Here is a 13,799-nt window from a genome sequence, read left to right as displayed (position 1 = left end):
GATGGGCTCCCTCGCAGGATTCACGATCGAAGCGGTGCTTTCCGAGAGCGCACGCTCCGTCGTTTGTCGCGCGCGCCCCGCGGCAAGGGGGACCATCGAATCCGAAACGGTCGTCCTAAAGGTCCTGCAAGGGGCGAGCGCGTGCCGCGAAGACCGTGCGCGCTACCGTCACGAATTCGAAACGGTTCGGCGCCTTCGCTCGTCGTTCGTCATTCGAGCTCACGGGCTCCGCACGGACGAGGGAACCACCTTTCTGGTGCTCGAAGATTTCGGCGCCACGTCCCTCGACAAGCTTGCAACCCAGGAGGCGTTCTCCATCGAGCAGACCCTTCGAATCGCAGCCCAAATCTGCACGGCGCTCGATACGATCCATGGCGCCCAAATCGTTCATAACGACGTCAAGCCGGCCAACATCGTCTATTGCCACAGATCGGAACGGGCGAAGCTCATCGACTTTGGGGCCAGCACCACGCTCAGCGCGCCGGTCTCCAGCGATGCAAGCCAGCAGGGCACCCTCCGGCGCGAATTTACACTTGCCTATATTTCGCCCGAGCAGACCGGGCGCATGAATCGGGCGATCGATCATCGGACCGATTTGTATTCGCTGGGGGTGACGCTGTATCAGCTCCTGACGCGGCGCCCCCCGTTCACGTGCAACGACGCGCTCGAATGGGTGCACGCACACTTGGCGCGACGTCCCATGCCGCCGGTCCAAGTCGATTCGAACATTCCGCGGTCCGTTTCCGACGTCGTCATGAAGTTGCTCGAGAAGAACCCCGAGGACCGATACCAAAGTGCCATGGGCGTCAAAGCGGATCTCGAGCGCTGCCTCGCGATCGGCCTCGCGAACCGCGCGGCGTGTCTCTCGCTGGGAGAAGATGACGTTCTCCAGGCCTTCTGCATCCCGCAAAAGCTCTATGGACGCGCCCGGGAGAGCGCGCGCCTGGTCGCCGCGTTCGAGCGCACGGTGGATGGCCCGTGCGAGCTCGTGCTCGTGTCGGGTTATTCGGGTATCGGGAAAACCTCGCTCATCCGAGAGCTTCACGTGCCGGTTACCCGCCGCCACGGATATTTCATTTCGGGGAAATTCGATCAACTTCGTCGCAGCGTCCCGTATGCGGCCATCACCGAAGCGTTCCACGAATTCGTTCAGCAGCTCCTGTGCGAGGCAGAACAACACTTGGCCAAATGGCGGAGTGAGATCCTCGGGGCGCTCGGCGACAAGGCGCGTGCGCTCTTCGACGTCATCCCCGATCTCGAACGACTCCTCGGGCCGCAGCCCGAAATGCCGAAGCTCGGTACCATCGAGACGCAGAATCGCTTCAACCTCGTTTTTGGCAAATTTCTCGATGTGCTCTGCCAACCCGAGCACCCGATCGTGCTCTTCATCGACGACCTCCAGTGGATCGATTCCGCTTCGCTCCGCCTTCTCGAGATGTTCGTGCCCGCCGAGGGGCGCCGCAATCTCTTGGTCATCGGCACCTACCGCGACAACGAGGTTGGCCCGGCCCATCCCCTCAAGGCATTCATCGAAAACAGGAGAGCGCAGCAACTCGTCTTCGAGGACGTCTCACTCGGCCCCATCGAGCCTGCCGACATGGCCGAGCTCTGCGCCGATGCCCTTCATCGCAGCAAAGACGATGTCGCGCCCCTCGTCGAGCTGCTGCGGCAGAAAACCGATGGCAATCCCTTCTTCGTCAATCAGTTCCTCCGGGCCCTCCACGCCGACGGCGTGCTCTCCTTCGATTCCAGTGCACGCCATTTCACCTGGACACCCGCGGCCATTCGCGAGCGGAGCGTGACCGAGAACGTCGCCAATCTCCTGGCACGACGCCTTTCCTCGCTTTCGCCCGATTGCCTTCGCACCTGCCATCTGGCGGCCTGCATCGGCAATCAGTTCGACCTCCCGACCCTGGCCTGGATTTGCGACGCAACCGAGGAGGCCACCTACGCCAAGCTCTTGCCCGCTCTCCACGCTGGCTTCGTTCTGCCGACCTCCGGCCTCGAGAGCACCGCGGGCGATGCCGCCCCCTCGCTCGTCCACCGTCAATTCCGCTTCCTGCACGACCGTGTCCAGCAGGCCGCCTACGACTCGGAGGAGGTGGAAGCGCGCAAGCAGTCGCACGTGCGCATCGGGCGACGTTTGCTCGAACGCGCCGGGGCCGACGAAGATGGCATCTTCGCCATCGCCGACCATTTGAACACCGCGCGCGAGCTCCTCACCCCCGCCGAGCGCGGCACCCTCGCGCACCTCAATCTCTTGGCCGGGCGTCGCGCCAAGCACGCCAATGCTTACGCGGCCGCAGGCGCCTATTACCAATCTGGGCTCGGCTGCGTCGACGGTTGGGAGCAAGAGCACGAGGCCAACATGAGCATGCGCCTCGAGCTGGCCGAGATCGAATACCTGCTCGGCCACTTCGAGATCTCCGAGAACATCAGCCTCGACCTGATGAATCGCGCCCGCACCCCCATCGAACGGGCGGAGGTTTGCAAGCTCCTCGTCTGGCAGTACACGCTCGAAATGAAGCACGAAGATGTCATTCGCTGGGGCCAGATCGGCTTGCGGGCGCTCGGCATCGACGTGGATGAGCGAGGCGATCTCGCTGCGGCGCTCGCCGCGGAGATGGCCGAGATCGAACGCCGGGTTGGCGGGAGGCCGATTCGGTCGCTCATCGACCTGCCGCAGATGACCAACCCTACGATCATCGCGGCCTTGCCCTTGCTCGTCGGCATGCTCCCGAGCGTGTACACGGCGAGGCAGCCGCTCCATCCGCTGCTCACGGCGACGTTGGCCAGATTGTCGATCACCTACGGCAATTGTCCGAAATCGGCCAATGCCTACACGGGATTCGCCTCATTCCTCGCCTACGGGCCGGGCGACTACCGCACCGCCTACGAATACGGCATGCTCGGCTGGGAACTCGGCCGGAGGCTCCACGGACTTGCGGAGACCTGCAAGGACGCGGTCATGTTCGGTGCATTCGTCTTGCCGTGGGTGAACCACCTTCAGGCGAGCCTGCCGATCTTCGACGAGGGTTACCGTTGCGGGCTCGATGGTGGAGACCTGCAATGGGCGTGTTACAATCTGCAGTTCAAGATCGAGTTGACGTTTCATCTGGGCGAGCCACTCGAGAAGTTCAATCGGGAGATCGGCGAGGCCTTGCGCTTCATCAAGCAGACGCGAAACGCTATCGCCATCGCGTTGACCGAGGCCGTCCAGTTTCCGGTCGTCAACCTGCTCGGGGAGACCGCCTCGGAGACGACGTTCACCCTCGGCGACGTCGACGTACCGTCGTGGTTGAAACAGAACGAGTCGCAAAAGAACCAAATCGTCATTCTGTACGTCGGTCTCGCACAAGCGCTGTACATCCATGGCCACGTCGAGCAGGCCATCGCGTGGTGCCGAAAGGCGGAGGAGATGCTGACCTTCGTGCGGGGTCTCATCACGAGTGCCGCGCACGAGCTCTTCTTCGGCCTCTGCCTGGTCGACACGGGCGCGGACGATGCCGTCTCCACGGCACGGCTCGAGGCATGCCGCGCGAAGCTCGCCCGTTGGGCCGGATCGTGCCCGGCCAACTTCCGGCACATGCATGGGATCCTCGAGGGCGCCGTGGCGCGTGCCGCGGGCGATTCATGGCGCGCGCTCACCCTGCTCGACGATGCGAGCCGCGCCGCGAACGACGAGGGCTTTCGCCAGTATCTCGCGCTCGCGTCGGAGCTCGCGGGCAAGCTTCTGATCGACTCCGGCCGGCGTGAGATGGGCCTGCCCTACATCGCCAAAGCGCGTGACGCGTACCGCGCCTGGGGCGCGGAGCGCAAAGTGTCGCAGCTCGATGGCATGTGCCCGCGGGGTCCGTCGGTCGCGCCGCGGCCCATGGAAAGCCAACCGTCGGTGACGACGTGGAGTAGCTCCGACAAGCTGGGCGAGTCGCTCGATCTCACGGCGATCTTCAAGGCTTCTCAGGCCATTTCCAGCGAGGTGGAACTCGATCGGGTCTTCGGCGTGCTTCTCGAAATGTGCCTCGCGTCGGCGGGCGCCGAGACGGCGGTCCTGGTGCTCGCCAACGGCGGAGATCTGCGCGCCGTTGCTCGTGCACGCGCCTTCGAGCGAGCCGAGATCCGATCCGTACCCCTCGACGAATGCCCTGACGTCGTGCCGGCCGTCGTCCGGTTCGTCGCGAGAACGGGCGAGTCCCGCGTCCTGCACGACGCGATCTCCGACCCCATGTTCGGGCGCGACGAGATCCTGCAGCGCCGGGCCCCCAAGTCCGCGCTCTGCGTTCCCGTCATCCGCGGCGGAAGCCTCATCGGCGTTCTCTATTTGGAAAACAACCAGACGACCAACGCCTTCACCGTCGCTCGCGTCCTTATCCTTTCCGTCCTCGCTTCCCAAGCCGCGATCTCCCTGGACAACGCTCGCTTGTACTCTGCACTGAAAGACAACAACGAGAAGCTCAGTGTCGCACTCGACGCGGCGCGCGAGAGCGCTCGCCTCAAAACGCAATTTCTCGCCAATACGTCCCACGAGCTCCGCACGCCCCTCAACGCCATCGTCAATATCCCCAACGGCCTCGCCGTCCGCCTTTCCGAACACGCCGCCTGGGCCTGCTCCTCCTGCGAGTCCCTCGTCGTCTCCACACCTTCGGAATCCGGCGAGGTGACTTGGTTACCCGAGCGTTGCCCACGCTGCGGTGCGGTCGGGCTCCTTTCCAAGCAGAAGGTGTGCCTGTATCGCGGACACTGTGCGGACGCGATTGGATATCTCGGCGTCGTTCGCACCAACGGCGAGCAACTCGTTGGCCTCGTCGAAGATCTGCTGGATATGAGCCGCCTCGATGCCGCGCGCATGCGCATCGAGCCGACGGAAGTCGATGCGCAGGACGCCGTGCGCCAAGTGGTCGACAAGATGCGTGGGCTTGGCGAAGCGCGGCACATCGTCGTCCGATGCCGCGCGGACGGGAGCGCGGCCAAGCTCGAAGCCGATCCGGGCAGGCTGCAGCAGGTGCTCATCAATCTCGTCGACAATGCCATCAAGTTTTCCCACGAAGGGGGCACGGTCGAGGTCGGGGTCTCCAAGGAGCATGGCTTCGTGGTTTTCCGCGTTGGCGACGAGGGGATAGGTATTGCCGTGTCGGAGCAGGAAAAGATCTTCCAGAGCTTTTATCAAGTCGATGGAACGAACACGCGTCACGTGGGCGGCGCTGGACTGGGGTTGGCGATCTGCCGAGAAATCGTGCACCTGCACCGCGGCAAGATCTCGGTCGAGAGCTCGCCCGGACAGGGGTCGACGTTCTTCGTCCGACTCCCTTGCGTCTAAGGCAACGGTCGATTGAATGTGTCAGGTATCACATGACCTGATCCATGAACCGCGGCAGCGGAACAAAACCGGCGAGCCCGGAGCGATGTGTGGTTCAGAAAATCGGGATCGCCATATCTTGGCGATCCTGGCGCTGGGCACGGACTAAGGCGCCGGTCTCGCCGGGAGTGTCCCGCTGCCGCTGCTCGCCAGCTAGCGACGCGCGAGTCCGCCATAATCAATCGACTTTTGCGTTAGGCGGGCTGGCTCGGCGCCGGGATGGTTTCCCGGCGGCGCACGCGCACCCGAACCCCCACCGGCTGCAGCGCAATCACCGGGCGCGGGCGAACGGCGGACGGGTCGACGAGCTCGAGTCGAAAGCGGCGGTTGATCTCCGCGAGGAGGATCACCGCTTCGGTGGTCGCGACGGCGGCGCCGATGCAGGCGCGTGGACCCAGCCCAAACGGGAAATACGAGCCACGAATCGGTGGATTCGACGAATCGAGCCACCTTTCGGGGACGAATCGATGGGCATCCGAAAAGAAGCGCGGATCGCGATGGGTGACCCATTGGCTCACCGTGACGGTGGTCCCTCGGGGGATGCGATGGCCTGCGTATTCGACATCGCAAAGGCAATCGCGGCTGGTGATCCAGACCGGAGAATACAGACGCATCGCCTCCTTCAGCACGGCGTGCGTGTACCGGAGCGATTCCATTCGTTCGACGCTCGGCGCCTTCTTCTGCGTCGCCGCGTCGGCTTCTTCCGCGACGCGCTGGGCGGCGTTTGGATGTTGTGCGAGCAGATAGGATGCCCAAACGACGGCGTCGTTGGTGGTCTCGTATCCGGCCATCACCAGCGTGGCGAATTCGTCCCGCAGCTCCGCACTGGAGAGCTTGGGCGTTGCGCTCATCAGCGCGTGAAGTACGGGAGCCCGCTCGCGATCGCGCGCGAGTGGCGATGTGGCGACCCGGGCCAGGACTTCGTCGAGCTGCCGCAGTGAGCGGCGGATGCGCACGACCTTCGGCGTCGGCACCCACTCGGGCAAAATGATGGGGGTGGTGGCCAAATCCATCACGGCGGCGACCAACTTCGCGACAATCTCCACGTCGGAAGACGAAAAGGACTCCCCGAACAGAAGCCGCGTGACCACGCGCAAGGTAAGCCGAGCCACGTGCTCTTGCAGATCCTGCACGCTCCCCAATGCCCAGCCATTCAGCGTCCGTTCGGCCTCGACCCGCACCACCTCGGCGGCGGTCGTGGTCATATGGCGCGAAAAGGACGGTTGCAGACGGTCGCGTTTGGTGCGCCAGTCGTCTCCGTCGCTGTTCATCATGGCGTGGGGAAAGCCCTGGCCACGACGGCCCTCGCTGCTGCCCGGCACCCTCGCCTTCGAAAAGCGGCCCTCGCGGTCGACGAGCATATTTTCAATGTCGCGTGGGTGGGTGAGCAGCACGTTGTGCGAGCCGATGGCGACGACATCGCCATGTTCTCGCGCCGCGTGCGTGAGAAATGTCAGCGGGTCGGACGAAAAATCGAAGAGATTACCGAGCACCCGGCGCCCGGTGGGCCCAGGAATGGAAAGCTTTTCAACGGTATCGGTGGCGTTGTTCATAGGCCGGTTGCCTCTTTCCCGGAGCGTAGGAAGCCCCTCGAATGGGAGAGAGGCGACCGGGTTTACGGTTTCAGCGACAGGTCATCTCAATAGTACATGTACGGCAGCGTGAGGCGGTCCTTGCGCGCATGACCAGTGAGCACCGCGGCAACGAGAACGATTTTGCGGATCATGTATGACTCCTTGAGGATTTTAGGTGTCGCGCGCTTCATGATGCAAAGCGCGTTGATCGTTAATACGAAAAGAGATTGAGCTATTTTCGAACGGTGGATCAAATGATGATTATGGCGCGCGAAGTCCCAAAACGAGCTGCAAGTTGGCTGGATGCCCTACGCGTCGCATCATTTCGAGCGGTTTTCGTTGCTCACGTTATTTCGTTGTCCGGTACACTCATTGCCCAAGTGGCCCTCTCCGTGAGAATCCACGAGCGCACGGGCTCGTCTTTTCTCTCCGCGCTCACGTTCGGCCTTGGACTGTTGCCCCACGCCCTGGCGGGTGCACTGTGGTCTCGATGCCGTCTACCGGCCCGACGCACGTTGATCGGGTGCGAGCTCCTGGCAGGGGCCCTGATCGCGGGCATGGTCGTGCCGGAGCTCCCTGTCGCGATGCTGCTCGCCGCGACATTCGTCGCGGGCACGTTCGGATCGCTGTTTGCGGTGACACGCGCTGCGAGCCTTCCGGATCTCGTGCCTCCCGGGGTTTATCCATTGGCGCATTCGATACTGCGAATGTCTTCGAACTCGGCGCAGATCGCGAGCTATGCCTTTGGCGGCTTTCTTCTGACGCAATGGTCCAGCGGTACCATTCTGCTCTTCGATGCCGCGACGTTCTTGCTCTCGGCCATCATCTTGTGTCGCGGATTGCCGGTCGCCCAGGTGCCCGCGGCGCGTCGCCCGGCCGCATCGCCGGCGATCCATCGCGGCGTAAGGCAACGGTCGATTGAATGTGTCAGGCTCGAACCTGCCTGGTGCTGGGACCGCGGCAGCGAGAGGAAACCGGCGGAACCGGCGCGACGTGTCAGGGTTGAACGCCAGGGTCGCCACTCTGCCTGGCGATCCTCTCCTTGGAGACGGACTAAGGCGCCGGCCCCGCCGGGGTTGTCCCGCTGCCGCTGCTCGACTGCGAGGCAATCGTCGATCTGCCACGTTCAATCGACTTTTGCGTTAGGGGTGGCTCTTCGCACACCGGAGCTGCGAGCGTTGCTCCTGTTGGGATGGTTGCTCCCGGTCCTCTGTGTGGTGCCCGAGGCCCTGGCGGTTCCCTATGCGCGGCAGATGAACGGAACGGGATGGGATGTCGGTGTGCTTCTTGCGGCATTGCCGGCCGGCTCGGTCGTGGGCGAACTCTGGGCGGGTCGCGCGCTCGGCGAACGCGCGCGGGTCGCCGCCATCTTGCCGCTCGGGCTGATGCAGCTGGTTCCTTTGCTCGTGTATGCGATGGCCCCCGTCGTGCCGATCGCGGCGGTTGCGCTCTTCGTCTCGGGTCTCGGTGCCGGTCATCGATTGGGGCTCGATCAGCGCGTCCTCGAATTGACCGACCCGCAAACGCGGGGACCAGTCCTCGCGACCGCCACCGCCGGATTGATGCTCGCCCAGGGAGCGGCCTTTGCCGTGGCAGGGGCTCTTGGCGACGGCTTCACCCCTCACGGGGTCGTTGCAGGCAGCGCCGTCGCCGGAATTCCCTGCGCACTGCTCCTCATGGTGGCGTCTCGCCCGCGTCGTTCGCGCTGAAGGCCTCACCAGCTCGTGCCGTTGGCGCGTTTGCCGGCGGAGCTTGCGCGGCTGGCGAGGGTCGTGTGGAGCGCGTAGGTTCCCGGGGTGCCGTCGGGGGACAGGTTGAACGAGACGCCGTCCGCTCCTGCGAGGGAGGCCGGGTAGGTGACGGCTTGGACCGTGGCGCCGGTTGCGTCTTTGAGGATGACACGGTCGCCGCCGTTGCCGAGGCTCAAGGTGCCGTCGGAGGCTGCGACAGCGTCCGTCGAGCCGCTCGGGATGGCGGAAGGCCCCCCGAAGACGGTGATGGCCCGACCCGCGCCGAGGGTGGTGGTGCGCGCGAAGACATGGCGCACGCTCGCAGTGTCCGAGAGGGTCCAGCCGCTCAAGTCGACCGCCTCGGACCCAATGTTCACGAGCTCGATGAACTCGGCGGCGGTGTCCGAGCCGCGTTCGTTGGCGAGGACTTCATTGATGACCACTTTTCCCGTGCCGCCGCCGCCCGAATCCGTACCCGCGTCCGTACCGAGGGAGCCCCACGCGATGCGCGTGAGCACCGGGTAATGGTCACTCGTGGTGTTCGCGTAGTTCGTCACGTATTGGTCGACGCGGTATACCTGCGCGGAGCCCGCGAGGTATTGGGCCCGTAGCTCGTTGGTGTAAAGGTGGTGATCGATGGCGTCCGAAAATCCGGTGGTGGTCGATGTGTTCGAATCGGAGAGTGCCTTCGTCGGGAAGTCGTAGCGCTCGGTGTCGCCCACGAAGTTGACATAGGGACTGGTGCTGCCGGATGTGATGGAGGTATCCACATCGTCATTGAAGTCGCCGAGAACGACGACGCGTTGCGTGGGATAGGTACCATCGAGATACGACTTTAGTGCGTGCGAGCCCGCGAGGCGTCTGTCGTAGCTATTCCGATCGGCCCCGGCTTTCGCGTGCAGGACGATGGCTACGAGATCTGCGGTATTACCATTGAGTGTCACCTCGAAGGTCGCCTCCAATGGCGGGCGCCCCCCGAAGCTCGACTCGTTGGCGGTGAGGATCACCCTGGCGCTCTTGAGCTGAAGAACGCTGCTCTTGTAGATGAAACCGACCTTTTGCTCGCTGGCTCCGTAATACGAGGAACCATTGGCGACCGAATCTTCGTCGGCGAGAAATCCAGAGTAGCCTGGAAGTTGTGATTTGAGCTCTTCGAATTGAGCGTGCGCGACGATTTCGGCGACGCCCCACATGTCGAAATCGGTTCCTTTGATGATGTCCCGCGCATTGTTTAATTGAAGTACTTCGTTGGCGGGGCCCGACGAGGTGTGTCCAAACCATTCGATGTTCCAACTCGCGATATCCAACGATGCTTCGTTGCCTCGCGTAGGAATGTTCACCAGCGCGCGCGCTTGCGGCGCACCGGCACTCTCGACTTCGCCGGTGCGTGAGGCGCTGCACGCGGCAAAACATGCGGAAATCAACAGCGAAAGCGATACGAGACTGCGCGCGACCACGCGATGTTTTGATGGAAACATGGGCAACTCCCCTGTGCGGAACTCGACGTTCCGACATGTGGGCAAGGAGCGCGCCTTGCGCGAAGTTGCGTGTTTCCGGGCTGGCACCGGGTTGCTGCCGTCGCACGCCGCAACACGCAACGTTGCGAATGCATCAGCCGCCCCAGAGTCGTGAGCTTCTAGGCCTTCTTGTAAAAGGAAGGATCTTCGCCAACGTGGATGTGAATGTCGCCTTTGGCAACACGTTTGATCCCCCCACCACGCGACCACGGTAACTCGTCCGCAATTGCAACTTGGGCGGTGCATTCTTTTGCGCAATCCGCCTCTGGCGAACGAAGTAAATGACCGCGCCAATCGCAAGGGCGACGACGGGAGTCCAATCAGCCATCGAAGCGGCTCTTATGAAAATCGTGGTATTTCGAGTTCATTGGCCCATCGCAGCCCGCATGCCCGCGAGCCTTGCAGCCATTGCGTCGAGATTGGCGCACGCATCGTTCGAGGGCAGGGGACCCGCTTCCACGTGCCCTTGCATGCCCTGACTGTTGAGGCGACTCAAATCAATGGCGCGATCGAACATGACGACGGAAGGCTGCTGCGCGGCAAACGGAGATGCCAGACTGGTACGATCCACCAGAACGCGGCAACGCCCGTCCGGAGCGGAGAGATCCGAGAGTTCCACGGCCCGGCGTGATGCGAGCTCCGCCGATGCAGCGCTTTCGTGCTCCGCCCGGCTGGCATGTCGCGCTGTGGCGCACGCGCACGTCGCCAGCGCGCAGCACGCCCCTAGGAGTCGCAAGGCAACCATCGAACGCTGCATCGTTGCATCATACCCCCGTGGACCGTGTGCGCCACCCTTGGCCGGATTGGAATGGCCAGGGGCAAGGCGCGTTGCATCATGGTGCGCCGGTTTCGCGACGCGCAGGCTGGATTCTGCCGGACCCAAAGGATTTCGATCCGCCATCGTAGAGGCATTGGGCAATGATCAAGCGTCAGTATACGCCCGTCTCCAAGGAAACCAGTGCAGCGTGTGCGGACGACTTGATCGGGTGGATACGTGGCTATGCCGAGCGGCGGATCAATTCCCGACTCATCGACGAGCGGCGATGCATCCCGCCCTACATCGTGCTCGACTTTGCGAACCGCGGATTGTTGGGCATTCAGGTCGAGAAAGAGTATGGCGGTCTTGCGCTCTGGAATCGGGATATTGCACGCATTCTCGAACAGGCGGCGGCCATCGATCTCGGACTGGGCACCTGGCTCACGACGTCCGTCTTCCCCGGGATCCGGCCCATTGCCACCTTTGCCCGCGAACCGTTCAAGGGGGACGTCCTGCCCCAGCTCGCGCGGGGGCGGATGCTCGGTGCGTACGCACAAACGGAGGTCGGTGCGGGCTCCGACTTCACGAAGATTTCGACGAAGGCCATTCCAACCTCCGGTGGCGGGTGGAAACTCTCGGGCGACAAGGTGTGGATTGGAAACGGTTCATGGTCCGGTGTCATGACCGTGATGGCCCACGTTTGCGACAACGAGGGTAACCCAGGCGAAATGGGCGCGTTCGCAGTTCGAACCGAGCAACCCGGCGTCGTCTTGGGAGAAGAGCTGCTTTCGATGGGGTTGCGCGGTATGGTGCAGAGCAAGGTCCACTTGCGGGACGTTCATGTCGAAGGTTCGCAGGTGTTGGGCGAGGTTGGCGATGGTCTTCGCGTGGGCGTGGATTCCATGATGCTCACGCGCTTCGCCTTGGGCGCGTGTGCGGTCGGAGCGATGAAGCGCTGTCTGCAACTCATGAATCGATATGCCACGCGGCGCCCTATTGGGTCCGGCAAACTCAATGAGAATATCGCTTATTCGATGAGTTTGGGCGAGCTGGTGGCCAAAACGGCCGCGGCGGACGCATTGCTGTACGCCGTGGCGGATCTCCTCGATTCCGGCAATGCCGTACCCCTCGAGGCCTTCGTTGCGTGCAAGATGGTGTCCTCCGAGTTCCTTTGGAAAGCGGCGGATCGTTTGATTCAGGTGCTTGGCGCACGCGGGTACGACGAAGCCAATCTGGCGCCGCAGATCCTTCGGGATGCGCGCGTCTTTCGCATCTTCGAGGGCCCCACGGAGGTGCTTGCCGAGTTCTTGGGCTCGCGGGGCCTTTTGGCGGGATCGCCCGGGGTCTATGGCTTCCTTCGAAACGAGCTTGCGAGTCCCGAGGTTGCGGCCAAGGTTGCCAGCTGCATGGATGCACTCCGTGTTGCCGAGTTGGGGCCGCACGTTCCGGCAACCGGAAGCGTGGCGTACTCCTGGCGGTGCGCCTTGGCCGGGGACGTCGTGGCGTGGGCACTTCTCGTCGGAAGTCTAAACCGACGCCGGGCGACGACGCAGCCGCAGATTCTCGAGTGGGCACGCGCCTCGCTGGATACCGCCATGGCGCGAGCCTTGGGCGGACGTTCTTCTCGGTCGGCGCTGTCCTCACCCTCGGACCTGTCGGCGGCGATTTCTCACTATGGCCGAGACATCGGGCGGGTGGAGCAATCTCTCGCCGGCGAATCGCGAGAGATCGATCCATTGTTGCGTCTCACGTGAAGGCGACGATGCCTCCGAACAGGAGCTCGGGGTGGCGTTCCGCTTCGGGATAGACGTGATACTCCTGAAACCCCGCGTCGCGGAGCGAGAGCTGCCACTCTTCGAGGGTCAGGTACCCGTAGTTGACCCTCCGAGGCGGATCGAGCTTCGCGCGATAGAAGCTGTGAAGCGTGGATTGGAGTATTTCGGCCGGGAAAAACAGCGCCGGGCGCTGACGATGCGCCATCGTGAAGATCAGGCGTCCACCCGGCCGCAGCATCCTCCGGAACGTGGTCAACACCTCGTGCAGGTCGATGACGTCGTAGAGAACGTACTCGAGGATGATCACGTCGACGGATTCGTCCCGCGTATAGGGCAATGCCTGAAGCACCGTCCGATCGAGATCGTGGATCTCGAAGCGCATTCGCCGTGTCAGCTCGGGGGGAGCGTTCGCGCGGAGCCACTTTTTGCCGATGTTCAATAGGAGCGGGCTGATCTCCGTGAAATAGTATTGTTCGATATTCGTGATAGCGGTGCGGAAGCGCGGCATCGACAGCGCGTGTCGAAGCACGGCACCGACGCCGGCCCCACCTTCCAGGACGACGCACGGCCCACGCTCCAGCCGCTGCAGGAGCGCGCGTGCGGTCATCGCGATCCCCGGTACCCGCACCGGCAGCTCGACCATCGCCGAGCTCCAATGCTCGAGCGCGGCCTCCATGCCGTATTTCTGTCCGATCGCTTGAAAGCCATCCGTGCCCGATAGGACCGCATCGACGACGTCGGTGAGCTGCGTGAGCAGAAGGTAGCCCTGGCAACTCGGCTCTTCCACGGGTTCGTCCCCGATCGGCACGCTCAGCTCCGGAGACGCGACGAGCGTGCCATCCTCCTGCAGGAGGAGATCGCCTTTGTCGATCAGATACTCGAATAGCCGCTTCTTGAAGTGATACGCGCTGCGTCCGGTCGCCGCCGCGGGCTCTTCACCCAGGATGGTGCGAAGAGGGCGCCGATCCCGTGCGAAGTGCCGCTGGTAGGCTTGCCTCGCCACGCGTTCGGCCAAGCGTGCCCCCTCCGCGACGCCGCGCAGAAAAGCCTCGCCGTACAACTCCTGAAGATCCAACGGTTCGCGCATTTC

The 13,799-nt window shown here is 63.3% G+C and carries 8 protein-coding genes; 3 read left to right on the top strand and 5 right to left on the bottom strand.

The genetic code is table 11. The annotated features are described in order from the left end of the window. The first annotated feature begins 1 nt into the window (after nucleotide 1). Complete coding sequence (locus LVJ94_21585) at nucleotides 2-5,317, top strand: AAA family ATPase (GenBank protein WXB09810.1); 5,316 nt, start codon at nucleotides 2-4, stop codon at nucleotides 5,315-5,317. A gap of 233 nt (nucleotides 5,318-5,550) precedes the next feature. On the opposite strand, the gene LVJ94_21580 is transcribed toward LVJ94_21585, so the two are convergent. Then, on the bottom strand, nucleotides 5,551-6,909 hold the full coding sequence (locus LVJ94_21580; protein ID WXB09809.1) for a cytochrome P450: 1,359 nt from the start codon (nucleotides 6,907-6,909) through the stop codon (nucleotides 5,551-5,553). An 86-nt stretch (nucleotides 6,910-6,995) separates the two neighbouring features. Beyond that, nucleotides 6,996-7,121, bottom strand: a complete 126-nt coding sequence (locus tag LVJ94_21575) for a cittilin family RiPP precursor (GenBank protein WXB09808.1) — start codon at nucleotides 7,119-7,121, stop codon at nucleotides 6,996-6,998. A 957-nt stretch (nucleotides 7,122-8,078) separates the two neighbouring features. Here LVJ94_21575 and LVJ94_21570 point away from each other — a divergent pair. Next, entirely contained in the window at nucleotides 8,079-8,639 is a 561-nt protein-coding gene (locus tag LVJ94_21570; protein WXB09807.1) for a hypothetical protein, read from the top strand. Nucleotides 8,640-8,644: 5 nt separating this feature from the next. Here the strand turns inward: LVJ94_21570 and LVJ94_21565 are convergent, their stop codons facing one another. Continuing rightward, nucleotides 8,645-10,138, bottom strand: coding sequence for a lamin tail domain-containing protein (locus LVJ94_21565; protein ID WXB09806.1), 1,494 nt, complete (start codon nucleotides 10,136-10,138; stop codon nucleotides 8,645-8,647). Nucleotides 10,139-10,541: 403 nt separating this feature from the next. Then, nucleotides 10,542-10,934, bottom strand: a complete 393-nt coding sequence (locus LVJ94_21560) for a hypothetical protein (GenBank protein WXB09805.1) — start codon at nucleotides 10,932-10,934, stop codon at nucleotides 10,542-10,544. Nucleotides 10,935-11,095: 161 nt separating this feature from the next. Between LVJ94_21560 and LVJ94_21555 the strand changes: the two genes are divergently transcribed. Continuing rightward, the gene (locus LVJ94_21555; protein ID WXB09804.1) at nucleotides 11,096-12,688 is read left to right on the top strand and encodes an acyl-CoA dehydrogenase; all 1,593 of its coding nucleotides are present in this window, start codon (nucleotides 11,096-11,098) and stop codon (nucleotides 12,686-12,688) included. Here the strand turns inward: LVJ94_21555 and LVJ94_21550 are convergent. Next, entirely contained in the window at nucleotides 12,681-13,796 is a 1,116-nt protein-coding gene (locus tag LVJ94_21550) for a class I SAM-dependent methyltransferase (protein WXB09803.1), read from the bottom strand. The two genes, LVJ94_21555 and LVJ94_21550, sit on opposite strands and share 8 nt — an antisense overlap. Nucleotides 13,797-13,799 lie beyond the last annotated feature (3 nt).

The organism is Sorangiineae bacterium MSr11367, assembly GCA_037157805.1.
Lineage (GTDB): Bacteria > Myxococcota_A > Polyangia > Polyangiales > Polyangiaceae > Pendulispora > Pendulispora rubella.
This window is presented reverse-complemented; position numbering and strand designations above follow the sequence as displayed.